Source organism: Nocardioides dongkuii (assembly GCF_014127485.1).
GTDB lineage: Bacteria > Actinomycetota > Actinomycetes > Propionibacteriales > Nocardioidaceae > Nocardioides > Nocardioides dongkuii.
In genome coordinates this window covers 1882130-1899375 of the sequence record NZ_CP059903.1, presented here as the reverse complement: position 1 = coordinate 1899375, position 17246 = coordinate 1882130, and the positions used below count along the sequence as shown (strand labels likewise).

Annotated in this window: 18 protein-coding genes; all 18 read right to left on the bottom strand. The window is 74.5% G+C overall.

Features of this window, described 5'->3' with window-relative positions; all coding sequences use genetic code 11:
* Positions 1–16: 16 nt before the first annotated feature.
* Positions 17–1390, bottom strand: coding sequence for a MinD/ParA family ATP-binding protein (locus H4O22_RS09150; protein WP_182526677.1), 1374 nt, complete (start codon positions 1388–1390; stop codon positions 17–19).
* A 64-nt stretch (positions 1391–1454) separates the two neighbouring features.
* Positions 1455–2813: a dihydrolipoyl dehydrogenase family protein gene (locus tag H4O22_RS09145; RefSeq protein WP_182526676.1), complete on the bottom strand. Its 1359-nt coding sequence runs from the start codon at positions 2811–2813 to the stop codon at positions 1455–1457.
* 40 nt (positions 2814–2853) lie between these two features.
* Entirely contained in the window at positions 2854–3684 is an 831-nt protein-coding gene (locus H4O22_RS09140; protein WP_182526675.1) for a DUF1206 domain-containing protein, read from the bottom strand.
* 188 nt (positions 3685–3872) lie between these two features.
* Entirely contained in the window at positions 3873–4283 is a 411-nt protein-coding gene (gene nusB, locus H4O22_RS09135) for a transcription antitermination factor NusB (protein WP_182526674.1), read from the bottom strand.
* Positions 4283–4846 carry an elongation factor P gene (gene efp, locus H4O22_RS09130; protein ID WP_182526673.1) on the bottom strand — a complete coding sequence of 188 codons (564 nt, stop codon included), beginning with the start codon at positions 4844–4846 and terminating at the stop codon, positions 4283–4285. The genes nusB and efp overlap by 1 nt, the downstream gene beginning before the upstream one ends.
* A 115-nt stretch (positions 4847–4961) precedes the next feature.
* Positions 4962–5759, bottom strand: a complete 798-nt coding sequence (locus tag H4O22_RS09125) for an SIMPL domain-containing protein (RefSeq protein WP_182526672.1) — start codon at positions 5757–5759, stop codon at positions 4962–4964.
* A 51-nt stretch (positions 5760–5810) separates the two neighbouring features.
* Positions 5811–6257: a type II 3-dehydroquinate dehydratase gene (locus H4O22_RS09120; protein ID WP_182526671.1), complete on the bottom strand. Its 447-nt coding sequence runs from the start codon at positions 6255–6257 to the stop codon at positions 5811–5813.
* Positions 6254–7354 carry a 3-dehydroquinate synthase gene (gene aroB / locus H4O22_RS09115; RefSeq protein ID WP_182526670.1) on the bottom strand — a complete coding sequence of 367 codons (1101 nt, stop codon included), beginning with the start codon at positions 7352–7354 and terminating at the stop codon, positions 6254–6256. Before aroB ends, H4O22_RS09120 begins: the two co-directional genes overlap by 4 nt.
* 8 nt (positions 7355–7362) lie before the next feature.
* The gene (locus H4O22_RS09110) at positions 7363–7863 is read right to left on the bottom strand and encodes a shikimate kinase (protein ID WP_182526669.1); all 501 of its coding nucleotides are present in this window, start codon (positions 7861–7863) and stop codon (positions 7363–7365) included.
* On the bottom strand, positions 7860–9038 hold the full coding sequence (gene aroC / locus H4O22_RS09105; RefSeq protein WP_220451327.1) for a chorismate synthase: 1179 nt from the start codon (positions 9036–9038) through the stop codon (positions 7860–7862). The genes H4O22_RS09110 and aroC overlap by 4 nt, the downstream gene beginning before the upstream one ends.
* A gap of 40 nt (positions 9039–9078) precedes the next feature.
* Entirely contained in the window at positions 9079–9801 is a 723-nt protein-coding gene (locus tag H4O22_RS09100) for a prepilin peptidase (protein WP_182526668.1), read from the bottom strand.
* On the bottom strand, positions 9798–10610 hold the full coding sequence (locus H4O22_RS09095; protein WP_182526667.1) for a shikimate dehydrogenase: 813 nt from the start codon (positions 10608–10610) through the stop codon (positions 9798–9800). Before H4O22_RS09095 ends, H4O22_RS09100 begins: the two co-directional genes overlap by 4 nt.
* Position 10611: 1 nt before the next feature.
* The gene (gene mltG / locus H4O22_RS09090) at positions 10612–11832 is read right to left on the bottom strand and encodes an endolytic transglycosylase MltG (RefSeq protein WP_182526666.1); all 1221 of its coding nucleotides are present in this window, start codon (positions 11830–11832) and stop codon (positions 10612–10614) included.
* Positions 11829–12287, bottom strand: a complete 459-nt coding sequence (gene ruvX / locus H4O22_RS09085) for a Holliday junction resolvase RuvX (RefSeq protein WP_182526665.1) — start codon at positions 12285–12287, stop codon at positions 11829–11831. Before ruvX ends, mltG begins: the two co-directional genes overlap by 4 nt.
* 4 nt (positions 12288–12291) lie before the next feature.
* The gene (gene alaS / locus H4O22_RS09080) at positions 12292–15006 is read right to left on the bottom strand and encodes an alanine--tRNA ligase (RefSeq protein ID WP_182526664.1); all 2715 of its coding nucleotides are present in this window, start codon (positions 15004–15006) and stop codon (positions 12292–12294) included.
* Positions 15006–15308: a DUF6167 family protein gene (locus H4O22_RS09075; protein ID WP_182526663.1), complete on the bottom strand. Its 303-nt coding sequence runs from the start codon at positions 15306–15308 to the stop codon at positions 15006–15008. The genes alaS and H4O22_RS09075 overlap by 1 nt, the downstream gene beginning before the upstream one ends.
* A 52-nt stretch (positions 15309–15360) precedes the next feature.
* Positions 15361–15831 (bottom strand): hypothetical protein, encoded by a 471-nt coding sequence (locus H4O22_RS09070; protein WP_182526662.1) that lies wholly within the window; start codon positions 15829–15831, stop codon positions 15361–15363.
* A gap of 11 nt (positions 15832–15842) precedes the next feature.
* Positions 15843–17207 (bottom strand): replication-associated recombination protein A, encoded by a 1365-nt coding sequence (locus H4O22_RS09065; RefSeq protein ID WP_244963171.1) that lies wholly within the window; start codon positions 17205–17207, stop codon positions 15843–15845.
* Positions 17208–17246 lie beyond the last annotated feature (39 nt).

The window sequence follows — 17246 nt, the reverse complement described above, 5'->3', positions numbered from 1 at the left end:
GGAACCGCGAGGTCCGTCAGAGCGCCCCCGCCATGCCGGCGCAGGCGCGCAGCCACTGGCGACGGGTGTCCGGGGAGAGCTGGCTGTAGGGGACGATCGAGCCGGCGACGAGCGCGGGGTCGTAGGGCACCCGGTAGACCGCGCGGGTGCGCTGCTCGTAGACGTCGACGAGGTCGTGGGCGAGCTTGCCGTCGACCTGCGGCGAGGGGTCGGAGAGCACGGTGACGGTCTTGTACTTGAGGTTCTGGTAGCCCGCGTCCTGCAGCGCGTCGAGCATCCACAGCCCGCTGTAGCCGGTGTCCTCGCGGACGGTGCTGGTCACCACGAGGAGGTCGGCGGCGTCGGCGGCGGCGAGCCAGTTCTCGGCGCGCATGTTGTTGCCGGTGTCGACCAGGATGACCCGGTAGAAGCGCTCGAGGAGCTTGTGCACGGCGTTGAAGTCCTCGGCGTGGATCTGGCCGGTCACGTCGGGACGCTCGTCGGAGGCGAGGACGTCGAAGTGCGCGTCGCCCTGCGAGCGCACGAACGCGCCGAGGTCGCCGATCCGCGACTGGTAGACGTCGTTGAACCGGCCGAGGTCCTCGAGCAGCTCGCGGGTGGTGTTGCGGTGCGTGCTGCGGGTGCCCCGGATGCCGAGCGTGCCGCGGGTCTCGTTGTTGTCCCAGGCGACGACGCCGCCGCCGCGCACCGTGCCGAAGGTGTAGCCCGCGGCGAGCACGCCGGTCGTCTTGGCCGCCCCGCCCTTGGGGTTGATGAACGCGATCGTCCGCGGGCCGTCGAAGTCGCGCTGCACGGAGCGGCGGTCCTGCTCGAACTCGAGCTCGGCGGGACCCATCCGCGGCTGCACCATGTTCCCGGTCCAGCGCCGCACCCGGCCGCGCCAGCCCCAGGTCGCGGGTCCGAAGTCGGTGTCGTCGACGCGGCGGTCGAGGAAGTCGGTCGCGCTCATGAACCGGCGCGGCTCCCCGTCGCCCTGCTCGCCGGGCGCCACGGGCGCCCCGGGGGCCCCGGCCGCTGCGGGATGAGCGGGCGGCGGGGCGACCGGCGAGGTCGAGACGTGGGCACGGGCGGGCGGCGCGGACGGCGGCGGACCCACCGGCGGAGCGGACGGCGGCGGCGTCGCGGGCCGCGCCACGGGCGGAGCGGCGGCTGGCGGAGCAGCGGCCGGCGGCGCACTCGGCGGGGGCGTGCTGGGCGGCGCCGTCGGCCGCGCGCCGTACGCCGGGTCGCTCAGCGGGTCGCCGCCGTACACCGGCGTCTGCGCGGGCGCGCCGGTCGGCCGGGTCGGCGGCACCTGGCTCGCGGCGTACGCCGCGAGCTCCTCCGGCGTGTAGAGCCGGTCGCTGGTGTCCGAGGTGTCGGGTGCCTCGTGGTGCGGCCTCTGGCTCATCGGCGTTCGGGTCTCCTCGGTGCGGGCTGCTGGTCCGGGTCCACTTTCCCCGATCCGGGCCGGCTCACACGTCGCCGAGGTCGGCCAGGGCGGACTCGATCGTGCGGTGGAAGGTCGGGTAGGCGAAGTGCATGGATCGCAGGGTCGCCACCGGCACCTCGGCGTGCACCGCGGTCGCCAGCAGGCCGATCACCTCGCCGCCGTACGGCGCCACCACCGAGGCCCCGACGAGCACCCCGCGGTCGACGTCCGCGACCACCTTGACGATCCCCTCGTTGCCGGCCTGGTGGATCCAGCCGCGGGTGGACTGCGCGACGTCGGCGTACCCGGTCACCACGCGCAGCCCGGCGTCGCGCGCCTGCCGCTCAGTCATCCCGACGGCCGCCACCTCGGGGTCGGTGAAGGTCACCCAGCTCAGCGCGCGGTAGTCGGCCGGCGGGCCGTCCTGCCCGAGGACGTCCCGGACGACGATCGCGCCCTGGTACATCGAGACGTGGGTGAACTCCCCCTTGCCGGTGATGTCGCCGACCGCCCAGAGCCGGTCCGCGGCGCGCATCCGCTCGTCGACCTCGACGTGCCGCGCGGCCGGGTCGAGCCCGACGGTCTCGAGGCCCACGTCGCGCAGGTTGGTCCGGCGCCCGGTGGCGACCAGCAGCTGGTCGGCCTCGACGGTGCGCCCGTCGACGTCGACGTGGAACCTCCCGTCGTGGCGGACCCGCTCGATCCGCGCGCCGGTGACCACCCCGATGCCCTCGCGCTCGAAGACGTCCGCGATCACCGCGCTCGCCTCCGGCTCGGCCGGGCCGAGGATCCGGTCGGCGACCTCCAGCAGCGTCACCCGGACCCCGAACCGCGCGAACGCCTGCGCGAGCTCCGCGCCGATCGGGCCGCCGCCGACGACCACCAGGCTCTCCGGCGCCGTGGTCAGCCGCATCACCTCGCGGTTGGTCCAGTACGGCGTGCCCTCGAGCCCCTCGATCGGGGGCACGGCGGGCTCGGTGCCGGCGTTCAGCACCACCCCGCGCGCCGCGACGTACGTCGTGCCGTCGACGACCACCCGACCGGGACCGTCGAGCCGGCCGTGGCCGCGCACGATCCGCACCCCCGCCTCCTCGAGCCGGGTCGTGTGCGAGGCGTCGTCCCAGTGGTTGGTGGCCTGCTTGTCGATGCGGGTGGCGACCAGGCCCCAGTCGGGATGGACGTCGACGGCGCCGCCCAGCGTCTGGGCCCGCCGGGCCTCGGCGAGGGTGTCGGCGGCGCGGATGATCATCTTGGAGGGGATGCAGCCGTAGAACGGGCACTCGCCCCCGACCAGCGCGCGCTCCACGCCGACGACGCTCAGCCCGGCCTCGGCGATCTTCTGCGCGGCGTACTCGCCGCCGGGGCCGAGCCCGACGACCACGACATCGACCTGCTCCTCCATGTCCCCACCCTGCCACGCCGGCGAGGCGCGGGCAGGTGAGTCAGCGGGACAGGTGTCGCGCCCGGGCGAAGCTGAACAGCCCGTAGCAGCCGATGCCGATCGCGATCGCGCCGAGCAGGACCGGGCCGAACGGCTGGTCGAGGACCTCCCGGAGCGCCTGGTCCAGGCCGCCGGACTTGTCCGCCTCGTGGGTCACCCCGGCGTACACGAACAGCGAGCCGACGATGCCGATTGCGACGCCCTTGGCGACGTACCCGACCTTGCCGAACAGCAGGTACGCCGACCCGGAGTCGCCGCTCTTGCCCTGCGCGTCGAGCTCCTTGGCGAACTTCTCGGTCCACGCCTTCACGATCAGGTAGCCGCCGTACCCGATGATCGCGAGACCGACGAGCACCACGATCACCTGCCCGCCGGGCAGGTCCATCAGCTTCGCCGTGGTCGAGTCGGTGCCGGACTTCTTGCCGCCGCCGGACGAGCCGGACCCGGTCGCGACCCGGACCGCGCTGACGCCGATCGCGCCGTACAGCACCGCCTTGCCGGCGGAGGTGACCCGCTTGCGGACCCGGGTGCTCCCGTCCTCGTCGCGGTGGCCCAGCGCCGCCTCGAGCAGCCGCCAGACCACGAGCAGCAGCATGCCCAGCGCGATCAGCCAGACCAGCACCTTGCCGAACGGCTGCTCGGCCAGCTGCTGGAGCGCACCGGAGCTGGACGCCGACCCCTCGCGCTCGCCGAACGCGAGCTGGAGGGCGAGCCAGGCGATCAGCAGGTGCACGACGCCGTAGGCGACGAGCCCGGCCCGGACCGCGTGGTCGAGCCAGTCGCTGGAGTGAGCCTGACGGCCCAGGTCGTCGGTGCGGGAAGCGAGATCCATGCCCGACTCTCTACCCCCCGGAAGCACCCCCCACGCCGTGACCCGCACCCCGGCGTCGTGCGTCCCGACACACCCCACGCCGAGTCGGCGCTTGTGTCCGGACTCGGTGGTCGGCCGTCGGTGGTCGAGTAGCGAGCGCCAGCGAGGCACTCGACCTACGACGACCTCAACCCACGAGGGGCGGAGCCTCAGCGGCTCAGCGTCGCCTTGTTGCGCAGCAGGTTGCCCAGCACGCCGTTGACGAACTGCGGCGACTCGTCGGTCGACAGGTCGCGCACCAGGGCGGTCGCCTCGCTCACCGCGACGGCGTCGGGGATGTCGTCGGCGTACAGCAGCTCCCAGAGGCCGATCCGCAGGACGTTGCGGTCGACCGCCGGCATCCGGGCGAGCGTCCAGCCCTCGGAGTACTCCGCGAGCAGCTCGTCGAGGCGCGCCTGGCGCTCGACGACGCCGCGCACCAGCACCGCGGTGTAGTCGTTGGTCGGCGCCTCGCCGTCCGCGATCGCCCGGTCGAGGGCGTCGACGGCGGACTCGCCGCGCATCTCCGAGGCGTAGAGGACGTCCAGCGCCCGCTTGCGTGCCTTGGAACGAGCAGCCATCAGGACTTGACGCGACCCAGGTAGGAGGAGTCGCGGGTGTCGACCTTGACCTTCTCGCCCTGGTTGACGAAGAGCGGCACCTGGATCTCGTGCCCGGTCTCCAGGGTGGCCGGCTTGGTGCGGCCGGTGGCGCTGTCGCCGGCGAGGCCGGGCTCGGTGAAGGTGACCACGAGCTCGACGGAGGCGGGCAGCTCGACGAAGAGCACCCGGCCCTCGTTGGTGGCGACGATCGCCTCCTGGTTCTCGAGGAGGAAGTTCGCACCGTCGCCGAGGACCTCCGGCGGGACCTCGAGCTGGTCGTAGGTGCCGGTGTCCATGAAGACGAACGAGGTGCCGTCGTTGTAGAGGTACTGCATCGTGCGGCGGTCGACCGTGGCGGTCTCGACCTTGGTGCCGGCGTTGAAGGTCTTGTCGACGTTCTTGCCCGACTCCACGTTGCGGAGCTTGGTGCGCACGAACGCGGGGCCCTTGCCCGGCTTCACGTGCTGGAACTCCACCACGGCCCAGAGCTGGCCGTCGATGTTGAGGACCATGCCGTTCTTGAGGTCGTTCGTCGTTGCCATGCGCGCGGGCCAGCCTTCGGGTACGGGAGCGGGGACGTCGCCCGGCCGGTGCCTGGGCAACAGCAGACGAGTCTAGCGGCGGGGGCCGGGCACCCGCGAAACCCGGCCCCCTCGCTCACGCCAGCCGCCAGACCACCTCGACGCGCACCGCCAGGTCCTCCTTGCCCGCGCGGATGGGCACGGCGGCCGCGTCGTACGCCGCCAGGTTCTGCGCCGCGAAGACCGGGGACTCCCGCGGCGGGGTCGCGGACACCTCGCGCAGGGTCACCACGCCGCCGAGCTCCTGGCCGGTGGCCTCGGCGTACTCCTCGGCCTTGGCCGTGGCCTCCGCGACCGCGGCCTGCCGGGCCTGGGCGAGCGCGGCGTCCGGATCGGAGATGCCCAGCCGGATGTCGCTGACCCGCACCCCGTTGCCGCCGGCGCCGACCGCCGCGGAGATCGCGGCGCCGCCGCGGGCGAGCTCGGTGACCAGCACCTGGGCGCGCTGCGAGACGCGGTAGCCGCGCAGCACCGGCGGGCCGTTCTCGACGTAGTCGTAGACCGGGTTCATCGAGAGACCCGTGGTCTGGACGTCGCCCTTGCGGACGCCGAAGCCGGAGAGCCGGCCGAGCACCCGGTCCATCGTGGTGCTGGCGACGTCGAGCGCCTCGTCGAGCGAGGGTCGCGTGGCGCCGACCGCGAGCGAGAACTCCACCTGGTCGGGCACCGCGGTCGCCTCGCCGGCCCCGCCCATCGTCACGGTGCCGGGCGCTGCCGCCGGGGTCGCCGTGGCGGGAGCGGGTGCTGCGTCCGCGGCCGCTCCCCCGCCCGCGTCCCCCAGCAGGTAGGCCACCGCGAGCCCGAGCAGCACCAGCCCGGTCACCACCAGCCCCTTGACGCCCACCGTGATGCTGCCGTCCGTCCTGCCGTCCATGTCCGCCACCCTCGTTCGCTGGTCCGTCGGTCGCGGGTCGGACGGCGCGGGTCAGGAGGTGGTTCCGCCCCCGAGTCGCGCGAGGGTCTCCAGCGCCAGCCGGTAGCCGTCGATCCCGTGGCCCGCGACCACCTCGACGGCGTACGCCGTGACCACGGAGGTGTGCCGGAACTCCTCCGGCCGGCGGCGGGGGTCGGAGATGTGCACCTCGACCAGCGGCGCCACGAGCTGGGCGCAGGCGTCGAGCAGCGCGTAGGAGTAGTGGGTCCAGGCGGCGGCGTTGAGGACGACCGGCGTCTCGTCGTCGGCGGCGGCGTTGAGCCAGTCGATCAGCTCGCCCTCGTGGTTGGTCTGGCGCACCTCGACCGCCAGCCCGAGGTCGCGCCCCCAGGCCACGCACTGCTCGGCGAGCTCGGCGTGGGTCGTCGTGCCGTAGATCTCCGGCTGGCGGCGGCCCAGCCGCCCGAGGTTGGGCCCGTTGAGCACCAGCACCCTCATGACGCGGCCCCCCGCAGCACGTCGTAGGCCGCGCGCAGGTCGGCCTCGTCGGGGCCGGCCAGCACGGTCGGCCGCCCGATGCCGTCGAGCACGACGAACCGCAGCTGCGAGCCGCGGGACTTCTTGTCGACCCGCATCGCGGCGTGCAGCTCCTCGAACGACGCCCCGGCGTACGACGTGGGCAGGCCGACCCGCGCGAACGCCGACCGGTGCCGGTCCGCCTCCGCGTCGCTCAGGTGGCCGGTGCGCCGGGCGAGCTCGGCGACGTACACGCAGCCCATCGCGACCGCCTCGCCGTGCCGGACGCCGTAGGACTCCGCGCGCTCGATCGCGTGCGCCATCGTGTGCCCGTAGTTGAGCGCCTCGCGCCCCGGGTGCCCGGCGTCGCCGCCGGTCTCCTTGAGGTCGGCGACCACGACGTCGATCTTGACGCGGATCGCGCGCTCGACCAGCTCGCGCAGCACCGGCGAGCCGGCGACGAGCGCGTCGGGGTCGGTCTCCTCGACCAGCTCGAGGATGCGCGGGTCGGCGATGAACCCGCACTTGACGACCTCGCCCAGCCCGGCGACCAGCTCGGCGCGGGGCAGCGTCTCCAGGAGCGCCAGGTCGCAGAGCACGCCGGCCGGCTCGTGGAAGGCGCCGACCAGGTTCTTGCCGGCGCCGGTGTTGATGCCGGTCTTGCCGCCCACGGCCGCGTCGACCATCCCCAGCAGCGTGGTCGGCACGTGCACCACGCGCACCCCGCGCAGCCAGGTCGCGGCGACGAAGCCGCCGACGTCGGTGGTGGCTCCCCCGCCGACGGTCACGACGGCGTCGGAGCGGGTGAACCCGGCCCGGCCGAGCTCCTCCCAGCAGCGGACCGCGACGTCGGCGGTCTTGGCGTCCTCGCCGTCCGGCAGCGGCAGCACCAGCACGTCGTACGCCGCGTCGAGCGCGGCGACCACGGGGGCGAGGACGTCGTCGAGCCCGTCGGGGCAGACCACCGCGACCCGCTGGGTCGCCTCGCCCAGGACCTCGGGCAGCCGGCCGGCGAGGCCGTGCCCGACCACGACGTCGTACGGCGCGGCGCCGCCGACGTGCAGGACGGTGTCGCTCATCCCCCGGCTCATCCCAGCACCTCCCGGACCTCCTGTGCGACCTCCTCGGCCGGGCGGCCGTCGGTGTCGACGACGTGCGTCGCGACCTCCTCGTAGAGGCCGGCGCGCTCGTCGAGGAGCGACTTGATGCGGGCGCGCACGTTGCCCAGCAGCAGCGGCCGGCCGACGCCGAGGCCGACCCGCTTCACGGCGTCGCTGAGCCCGACCCGGAGGTAGACCACCCGGTGGCCGGCGAGCAGCGCGCGGGTGTCGGCGTCCAGGATCGCGCCGCCGCCGAGGGCGAGCACCCCGTCGTGCTCGGCGAGCGCGGTCGCGACGGCGGCCTTCTCCAGCTCGCGGAAGCGGTCCTCGCCGTCGTCGACGAAGATGTCGCTGACCGACCGGCCCTCCGCCGCGACGACGTCCTCGTCGGTGTCGCGCACGGGGACGCCCCAGGCCTCGGCGAGCAGGCCCGCGACGGTGGTCTTGCCGGCGCCCATCGGGCCGACCAGGACGACGCGGGGACTCATCGGTAGCGCAGGGTGTCGAGGTAGGACTCGGCGTTGCGCCGGGTCTCCTGCACCGAGTCGCCGCCGAACTTCTCGGTGACCGCGTCGGCCAGCACCAGCGCGACCATCGCCTCGGCGACGATGCCGGCGGCGGGGACGGCGCAGACGTCGGAGCGCTGGTGGTGGGCCACGGACGCCTCGCCGGTGGCGAGGTCGACGGTGCGCAGGGCCCGCGGGACGGTCGCGATCGGCTTCATCGCGGCCCGGACCCGGAGCACCTCGCCGGTGGTCATCCCGCCCTCGGTGCCGCCGGAGCGGCCGCTGGTGCGGCGGATGCCGTCGGCGGTCGGCACGATCTCGTCGTGGGCCAGCGAGCCGGGGGTCGCGGCGAGCGCGAACCCGTCGCCGACCTCGACGCCCTTGATCGCCTGGATGCCCATCAGCGCGCCCGCGAGGCGCGAGTCGAGCCGGCGGTCCCAGTGCACGTAGGAGCCGAGCCCCGGCGGCAGGCCGTGGACGACGACCTCGACGACGCCGCCGAGGGTGTCGCCGTCCTTGTGGGCCTGGTCGATCGCCGCGACCATCCCCGCGGAGGTCTCGGGGTCCAGGCAGCGGACCGGGTCCTCGTCGAGCCGGGCCACGTCGTCGGGCTCGGGCCACAGCCCGTCGGGGGCGCGCACGCCGCCGAGCTCGATGACGTGGGAGACGATGCGGGCGCCGACGGACTGCTCGAGGAAGTTGCTCGCCACCCGGCCGAGCGCGACCCGGGCGGCGGTCTCGCGGGCGGAGGCGCGCTCGAGCACCGGGCGGGCGTCGTCGAAGTCGTACTTCTGCATGCCGGCGAGGTCGGCGTGGCCCGGGCGGGGACGGGTGAGCGGCGCGTTGCGCGCCATCGCCTCCAGCTCGACGGGGTCGACCGGGTCGGCGGACATCACCTGCTCCCACTTGGGCCACTCGGTGTTGCCGACCTGGATCGCCACCGGGCCGCCCTGGGTCCGGCCGTGGCGGACCCCGCCGACGATGGTGACCTCGTCCTGCTCGAACTTCATCCGGGCGCCGCGGCCGTGGCCGAGCCGGCGCCGGGCGAGCGAGTCGCGGACGTCCTCGCTGGTCAGCGCGACGTGCGCGGGCAGACCCTCGAGGATGGCGACCAGGGACGGGCCGTGGGACTCGCCCGCAGTGAGCCAACGCAGCATGGCGTCAGTCTCCCACGAGGGGTACGCCGGTCCGCGGGGGTCACCGCCCGACGAGACCGTCCAGGACCGCCGGCCCGGCGACCACCCCGAGCAGGGCGCCGGCGATCATCGCGGGCCCGAAGGGGTACGACGCGCGCAGCAGCCCGAGGTCGCGCCGGGCGATCGCCAGCAGCAAGCCGGGCACGGCGAACAGCAGGAACCCGGCGTACGTGCCGACGACGAGCTCGGCCCAGCCGAGGTGGCCCAGCGCCAGCCCCAGCAGCGCCGCGAGCCGGACGTCGCCGAACCCCATGCCGGCGGAGTGCACGAACCACAGCACCCAGAAGAACGAGCGGGCCGCGACCATGCCGACCACCGCGCGGACCAGGGGGTCGGGGTCGCCGCTGACGGCGGCTCCGAGGACGGCCAGGACCAGCAGCACGCCGGTGGCCGGCAGCACCACGACCCGGGGCAGCAGCCGGGTGTGCAGGTCGACCACCGCCAGCGCGACGCAGACCGGCACCAGCGGCAGCAGCCCGACGAGCGCGGCGTCCCAGCCGACGGCGTGCCCGACCAGCGCGCCGGCCAGGCCGCTGACCAGGGTCGTCCACACCGCCAGCCGGGGACGCGCGGCGACCTCGGCGTACCGGACCTTGGGCAGGCCCGCGGGCTCCGGCTCCGGCGACGGCGCTGGCTCGGGGACACGCGCGACGAGCGTGGGCCCCAGGGCGCCCCCGACCGCGCAGAGCACTGCCGCCAGGACGACGGTCGCCTCGGGGCTCACCCGGCAGCGCGCTCCGCGAGCGCGCGCTCCCCGGCGGCCCGCATCGCGTCCAGGGGCGCCGGCACCCCGGTGAAGAGCGCGAACTGGAGCGCGGCCTGGTGCAGCAGCAGGTCCAGGCCCCCGACGAGCGGCCGGTCGCCCGCGGCCGCCGCCAGCGGCGTGGGCCACGGGTCGTAGAGCACCTCGAACACGACCGCGGCGGCTCCGCAGCGGGCGACCAGGTCGGGGTTCTGGGCGGCGGCCGGGACGGTCGAGACCACCACGTCGCCCCGCACCGCGTCGTCGGCCATCGAGCCGACCTCGACCCGCGGCCGCGCGGGGTGCGCGGCGACGACGGCGGCGACCCGCGCGGCGCGCTCGGGCGACCGGGCCAGCAGGACGACGGTGCGCGCGCCGAGCTCGACCATCGCCAGCCCGGTCGAGGCCGCGGTGGCGCCCGCGCCGAGCACGGTCGCGGCGGTGACCGGCCCGTCGTACCGCTCGCGGACCGCGGCGACCGCGCCGGGCAGGTCGGTGTTGTCGGCGAGCGGCCCGCCCTCCCCCAGCACCAGGGTGTTGGCGGCGCCGACCAGCCGGGCCCGGTCGGTGATCTCGGTGGCCACCTCGACCACCTCGTGCTTGAGCGGGGCGGTGACCGAGAGCCCGCGCCAGGACCCGTCGAGCCCCTCGACGAAGGCGCGCAGCCCGCCGGCCGGCACCCGGACCGCGTCGTAGGACCAGTCGGGCAGGCCCGCGGCGTCGTACCCCGCGCGGTGCAGCACCGGCGAGAGCGAGTGGGCGACCGGGTCACCCAGGACGGCGCACCTCACGTCAGCAGGCGTCGGAGGTCTCGCAGTACTCGAGGTACTCCGCCTTGTAGCGGTTGAACTCGTCGAGGGTCTCGGCGAACTTCGTCTCGCCGGTCTTCAGGTTGACCGTGATCCAGTACAGCCAGGGCCCGTCGGCGGGCTTGGCGGCCGCCCGGATCGCCGCGTCGCCGGGCGCCTCGATCGGCCCCGGCGGGAGACCCGGGTAGAGCCGGGTGTTGTACGGCGAGTCGACCTGCAGGTCCTCCTCGCTGATCGCCACGCCCAGGTTGCGGCCCAGCGCGTAGTTGACCGTGGCGTCGATCTGCAGCAGTCCGTTGGTCTCGGTGTTGTCGGGGCTGAGCCGGTTGTAGATCGCCCGGGCGATCTTGGGCATGTCGTCGCCGCGGCCCTCGGCCTCGACCAGGCTGGCGACCGTCATCAGCTCGTGCGGGGTGAGGTCCAGCGCGGCGGCGGCGCCCTCGAGGTCGGCGTCCTCGGCGGCCTGCTGCCAGCGGGCCACCATCTGCCGGAGCATGTCGACCGGCTTGGCGGTGGGCGCGAACGCGTACGTCGCGGGGAACAGGTAGCCCTCGGCGTTGCCCTCGGCGTACTCGGGGAGACCGATCTTCGCCGGGTTGTCGAGCGCCTTCTCGAACGCTGCGGCGGGGAAGTCGGTGCCCTTGGCGAGCACGTCGACGATGTCGACCACGCGCAGCCCCTCGGGCACGGTGACCGTCTGGGTCACGATGTTGCTCGGGTCGACCAACACGTCCACGACGTCGGCGGCCGGCATCTCCTTCTTCAGGGGGTAGAAGCCCACCTGGATGGAGCTGGCGCCGGGGTTCGCGGAGGCGGCGTCGGTGAATGCGTCGACCGAGGCGACGACGCCCGCCTCCTTCAGGTTGCGGCCCATCTGGGCGACGCTGTCACCCTGGGCGACCTCGAAGCTGACGTTGCCGCGTCCCGGCCCGGGGTAGTCCTCGGGGTCGCCGAACTGGTCGCGCAGCCGGTCCAGGCCGGCGGTGACGCCGACGTACAGCAGCCCCGCGACGATCCCGAAGGCCACCAGCACGGCCAGGCAGCCGGAGAGGCTGCGGCCCCGCCGCTTCCGGGCCCGGCGGGCGCCGCCCGGGACGTACGTCGCGCCGCCGTCGCCGGCCGGCTCGTCGATCGTGCGCGGCAGGATCCCGGAGTCGTCGTGCTCGCGCCCACTGGTCTGCGTGGAGTCGTGCTGGTCGCTCATGCCGTCTCCTCGACGATCTCGCCCGGCGCGGTCCCCGTCGCCCGTTCGGTGTCCAGTGCGTGCTGCAGGATCAGCACCGCCGCGGCCTGGTCGACCACGGCGCGCCGCGAGGTTCCCTTGCGGCCACGGTCGCGCAGCATAGCCTCCGCCGACACCGTGGTCAGACGCTCGTCGACCAGCCGGACCGGCACCGGCGCGACGGCGCGGACCAGCCGGCCGGCGAACTCCCGGGTCTTCACCGCCGCCGGTCCCTCCCGGCCCGAGAGCGACCGCGGCAGCCCGACGACCACCTCCACGACCTCGTGCTCGGCGACCAGCGCGGCGATCCGCGCGAGGTCGCCGCGCCCACGGCGCACGGTCTCGACCGGCGTCGCGAGGAACCCCGTGGGGTCGCTGCGCGCCACCCCGATCCGGGCGTCCCCCGGGTCGATGCCGAGTCGTGTGCCGTGCCGCACCCGCTCAGGACCCCCCGGTCGCGCGGGCGACCTCGGTGTGCACGAGCGCCAGCGCCTCGTCGATCCGGGAGGCGTCGGTGCCGCCGCCCTGCGCGACGTCGGCCTTGCCGCCGCCCTTGCCGCCGACGAGCGGGCCGACCGCGCGCACCAGGTCGTTCGCGCTGAGCCCGAGGTCGCGGGCCGCCTCGGTGGTCGCCGCGACGACCGAGACCTTGCCGTCGGCGGCGCCGATGACCACCACCACACCCGGCGCCCCGTCGGGGAGCCGGCCGCGGACGTCCATCGCGAGCGTGCGGACGTCGCCGCCGCTGGCGCCGTCGACCCGGTGGGCGACCACGTGCACGCCGCCGATCACCGCCGCGCCGGCCGCGAGCTGCGCACCACCGGCGAGGAGCTGGCCGAGCCGGGCCCGCTCGACCTCCTTCTCCGCGGCGCGCAGCCGCTCGACGAGGTCGCCGACCCGGCCGACGAGGTCGTCGGGGCGGGTCTTGAGCAGGCTGGTCAGCTGGTCGACGACGTCGCGCTCGCGGGCCAGGTAGGCGAAGCCCTCGACGCCGGTGAACGCCTCGATGCGCCGGTTGCCGGAGCCGACCGAGGCCTCCCCGGTCACCACGATCGTGCCGATCTGGGAGGAGTGGTCGACGTGGGTGCCGCCGCAGAGCTCGCGCGACCACGGGCCGCCGATCTCGACGACCCGCACCTTGGTGTCGTCGTAGGTCTCGCCGAACAGCGCGATCGCGCCCCACTCCTTGGCCTCCGGCAGCGTCATGTACTGCCAGGAGACCGGCAGGTCGGCGCGCAGGGCCTGGTTGGAGACCAGCTCGATGTCGCGAACTTGGTCGGCGGACAGGCCGGTGGTCCACCCGAAGTCGAGGCGCAGGTAGCCCGGCCGGTTGTAGGAACCGGACTGCAGGGCCGAGGGGCCGAGCACCTCGCGCAGCGCGGCGTGCACGACGTGGGTGCCGGAGTGCGCCTGGCGGGCGCCGGTGCGCCACTCGGGGTCGACCTTCGCGTGCAGCGCGGAGCCCGTGTCGAGCTCGCCCTCGAGCACCCGCACCTGGTGGACGACCAGGCCGCGCACCGGGCGCTGCACGTCGAGCACCTCGAGCCGGCCGCCGTCGAGCTCGATGATGCCGGCGTCGGCGGCCTGGCCGCCGGACTCGGCGTAGAACGGGGTGCGGTCGAGCACCAGCTCGCCGACCTCGCCCTCGGCGAGCGAGCCGACCGGCGCGCCCGCCTGCAGCACCGCCAGCGCCCGCGACTCGGTCTCGAGGGTCTCGTAGGCCAGCCAGTCGGTGGGCCCGTGGGCGTCGAGGATGCCGCGGTAGACCGTGGTGTCGGCGTGCTGGCCCTTCTTCGCGCGGGCGTCGGCCTTGGCCCGCTCGCGCTGCTCGGCCATCAGGGCCCGGAAGCCCGGCTCGTCGACGCTCAGCCCGGCCTCGGAGGCCATCTCGAGCGTGAGGTCGATCGGGAAGCCGTAGGTGTCGTGGAGCGCGAACGCCTTCTCCCCGGAGAGCCGGTCGGCGCCCGACCGCTTCACCTCCGTGGCGGCCAGGTCGAAGATCTGGGTGCCGGCCTGGAGCGTCTTGCGGAACGCCTCCTCCTCGGCGTACGCGACGCGGGAGATGCGGTCCCAGTCGCGGTGCAGCTCGGTGTAGGTCTCCCCCATCTTGTCGCGCGAGATCGGCAGCAGCTCCGGCAGCGCCGGGTCCTCGTAGCCGAGCAGCCGCATCGAGCGGACGGCGCGCCGCAGCAGCCGGCGCAGCACGTAGCCGCGGGCCTCGTTGCCGGGGGTGACGCCGTCGCCGATCAGCATCATCGAGCTGCGCACGTGGTCGGCGACCACGCGGAACCGGACGTCGTCCTCGTGGCCCTGGGCGCCGCCCGCGCCGTACCGCTTGCCGGTGAGGGCCATGGCCTTCTCGATGACGGGGAACATCACGTCGATCTCGTACATGTTCTGCTTGCCCTGCAGCAGGAACGCCACCCGCTCCAGGCCCATGCCGGTGTCGATGTTGCGCTTGGGCAGCGAGCCGGCGATGTCGAAGTCGCTCTTGCTGCGCACGGCGCTGAGCTCGTCCTGCATGAAGACGAGGTTCCAGATCTCCAGCAGCCGGTCCTCGAGCTCGACCGGCATGTCCGGGCCGAGCGCGGCGGGGTCGAAGTCGGGGCCGAACTCGGGGCCGCGGTCGTAGAGCAGCTCCGAGCACGGGCCGCCCGGTCCGGGCACGCCCATCGACCAGTAGTTCTCGCGCTTGCCCAGGCGCAGGATCCGCTCGTCGGGCAGGCCGGTGACCTTCTTCCAGAGCGCGACCGCCTCGGCGTCCTGGTCGTAGACGCTCGGGTAGAGGCGCGCGGGGTCCAGGCCCCACCCGCCGTCGGCCAGGGGCTTGGTGCACAGCTCCCAGGCGAGCTCGATGGCGCCTTCCTTGAAGTAGTCGCCGAAGGAGAAGTTGCCGCACATCTCGAAGAACGTGCCGTGCCGCGTGGTCTTGCCGACGTCCTCGATGTCGGGGGTCCGCACGCACTTCTGCACGCTCGTCGCGCGGGCGTACGGCGGGGTCTCCTGGCCGAGGAAGTACGGCTTGAACGGCACCATGCCCGCGTTGACGAACAGCAGGTTGGGGTCGTCGAGCAGCAGCGACGCGGACGGCACGGGGGTGTGGCCGGCGCGCTCGAAGTGCGCGACGAACCTCCGTCGGATCTCCGCGGTGTCCATCAGGTGGTGCCTTCCTCGTCGGTGCTGCTGATCTCGGGGATCGTTCCCGGAGTGGTGGTGCTGCTGGGTGCCACGAGCTCGGGCCGGCCGTGGGGCACCAGGCCGAGCCGGGCGCGCAGGTCGGTCTCGGCCTCGGCCTTGCCCTGGGCGACCTCGTCGCGGAACATCCGCGCGCCGGCGGTGACGGCGCCCCAGCGGTCCTGGAGGCCGTCGACGGTCAGCGCCTCGGCGGCACGGCGGCCACGCACCATCGCGTAGACCCCCGCCCCGGCCCCGGCGACGAACCAGAGGCCGCGCCTCATACCGGGGTCCCCGCGGAGGCGTGAGCGGAGCGAGCGGCTTCGTGGGGTGAGCTCATGCCGCCGTGCCTTCGCGGGTCTGCCAGGCGCGCTTGGCCTCGCGCAGCTCGGCGCGCCGCCGCTTGCGGGCGAGCTTGACCTCGCGGCGCATCTCGAACCGGATCCGGTTGCGGACCTCCGGCGCCAGCGCCCGGCGTACTCCGTGGGCCAGCGACGCGGCCTGCACCACCGACTCGCGCAGCACCAGGTCGGCGAAGAGCCGGCCCTCGACGGTGGGGGCGGGTGCCACGGGCTCGGGCTCGCCGAGCCGGGTGATCACGAACTCCTGGTCGACCGGCTCGGGACGGGGTACCGGGGCGGACCGCAGCTCCAGCGCGTCGAGCCGCTCGCGCAGCACGGCCGTCTCGGCGCGCGCCTCGGCCAGCGCCCCGGCGGCGCGGCCCCGTGCGCGCAGGGCGACGGCCGCGAGCAGCAGCGCGAGCAGCGCCGTGAGCCCGGCGGCCGCAGCCATGATCTGGTCGGTCATGATGCTCGACCCTATCCCGTGGCCCGGCGGCCCCGGACCAGCCTCCGGACCCGCTCCCAGCGCTCCTTGACCGCGGCCTCCGCGCCGAGCGAGGTCGGCTGGTAGTACGTCGCGTCGAGGACGACGTCGGGGGCGTACTGCTGCTCGGCGATGCCGTACGGCGCGTCGTGGCTGTAGGTGTACGTCGCGCCGTGGCCGAGCTTCTTGGCGCCGGAGTAGTGCGCGTCGCGCAGGTGCGCCGGCACCGGCCCGATCTTGCCCGCCTTGACGTCGGCCATCGCGGCGCCGATCGCCGTGGTCACGGCGTTGGACTTCGGGGCCACCGCCAGCGCGATCGTGGCGTGCGCCAGGGTCAGCTGGGCCTCCGGCATCCCGATCAGCTGCACGGTCTGCGCGGCCGCGACCGCGGTGGTCAGGGCGGTGGGGTCGGCGAGCCCGATGTCCTCGCTGGCGATGATCATCAGCCGGCGGGCGATGAAGCGCGGGTCCTCCCCCGCCACCATCATCCGGGCCAGGTAGTGCAGCGCGGCGTCCGCGTCTGACCCGCGGACCGACTTGATGAACGCGCTGGTGACGTCGTAGTGCTGGTCGCCCTGGCGGTCGTAGCGCACCGCCGCCTGGTCGACGGCGGTCTCGGCCGTGGCCAGGTCGATCGTCGTCGAGCCCGTGGACGTCGCGGCACCGGCCGCGGCCTCCAGGTAGGTCAGCGAACGGCGAGCGTCGCCGCCGGCCAGCCGGACCAGGTGGTCCAGCGCGTCGTCGTCGATCGTGAAGCGGTCGGCGAGGCCGCGCTCGTCGGTGAGCGCCTGCCGCACCACGGCGCGCACGTCGTCGTCGGTCAGCGACTCCAGCCGCAGCAGCAGGCTGCGGGACAGCAGCGGGGAGATCACCGAGAAGAAGGGGTTCTCGGTGGTGGCCGCGACGAGCGTGACCCAACGGTTCTCGACGCCGGGCAGCAGCGCGTCCTGCTGCGCCTTGCTGAACCGGTGCACCTCGTCGACGAACAGCACGGTCTCGCGACCGGTCGCCACCAGCTCGGCGCGGGCCGTGTCGATCGCCGCGCGTACCTCCTTGACGCCCGCCGAGACCGCTGAGACCTCCACGAACCGACGGTCGGTCTGCTGGCTGACGATCGAGGCGATGGTGGTCTTGCCGGTGCCGGGCGGGCCCCAGAGCAGCAGCGACATCGACTGGTCGTTCTCGATCAGCTGGCGCAGCGGCGCCCCGGGCGCGCGCAGCTGCTCCTGGCCGACCAGCTCGTCGAGCGTGCGCGGACGCATCCGCACCGCCAGCGGTGCCGAGGCGTGCGTGTTGGCCGCCAGGGAGCCGCCGCCCCCGCCCCCGCCGGGGCGGGGCACGTCGAAGAGTCCGTCCACGCCAGCGAGCCTAGGAGATGCCCCTGACGCGGCCGACGG

Bases quoted from the DNA above. Each gene is read 5' to 3' on its own strand.
- H4O22_RS09150 (WP_182526677.1), bottom strand. From the start codon at position 1,390: ATGAGCCAGAGGCCGCACCACGAGGCACCCGACACCTCGGACACCAGC.
- H4O22_RS09145 (WP_182526676.1), bottom strand. From the start codon at position 2,813: ATGGAGGAGCAGGTCGATGTCGTGGTCGTCGGGCTCGGCCCCGGCGGC.
- H4O22_RS09140 (WP_182526675.1), bottom strand. From the start codon at position 3,684: ATGGATCTCGCTTCCCGCACCGACGACCTGGGCCGTCAGGCTCACTCC.
- nusB (WP_182526674.1), bottom strand. From the start codon at position 4,283: ATGGCTGCTCGTTCCAAGGCACGCAAGCGGGCGCTGGACGTCCTCTAC.
- efp (WP_182526673.1), bottom strand. From the start codon at position 4,846: ATGGCAACGACGAACGACCTCAAGAACGGCATGGTCCTCAACATCGAC.
- H4O22_RS09125 (WP_182526672.1), bottom strand. From the start codon at position 5,759: ATGGACGGCAGGACGGACGGCAGCATCACGGTGGGCGTCAAGGGGCTG.
- H4O22_RS09120 (WP_182526671.1), bottom strand. From the start codon at position 6,257: ATGAGGGTGCTGGTGCTCAACGGGCCCAACCTCGGGCGGCTGGGCCGC.
- aroB (WP_182526670.1), bottom strand. From the start codon at position 7,354: ATGAGCGACACCGTCCTGCACGTCGGCGGCGCCGCGCCGTACGACGTC.
- H4O22_RS09110 (WP_182526669.1), bottom strand. From the start codon at position 7,863: ATGAGTCCCCGCGTCGTCCTGGTCGGCCCGATGGGCGCCGGCAAGACC.
- aroC (WP_220451327.1), bottom strand. From the start codon at position 9,038: ATGCTGCGTTGGCTCACTGCGGGCGAGTCCCACGGCCCGTCCCTGGTC.
- mltG (WP_182526666.1), bottom strand. From the start codon at position 11,832: ATGAGCGACCAGCACGACTCCACGCAGACCAGTGGGCGCGAGCACGAC.
- alaS (WP_182526664.1), bottom strand. From the start codon at position 15,006: ATGGACACCGCGGAGATCCGACGGAGGTTCGTCGCGCACTTCGAGCGC.
- H4O22_RS09075 (WP_182526663.1), bottom strand. From the start codon at position 15,308: ATGAGGCGCGGCCTCTGGTTCGTCGCCGGGGCCGGGGCGGGGGTCTAC.
- H4O22_RS09070 (WP_182526662.1), bottom strand. From the start codon at position 15,831: ATGACCGACCAGATCATGGCTGCGGCCGCCGGGCTCACGGCGCTGCTC.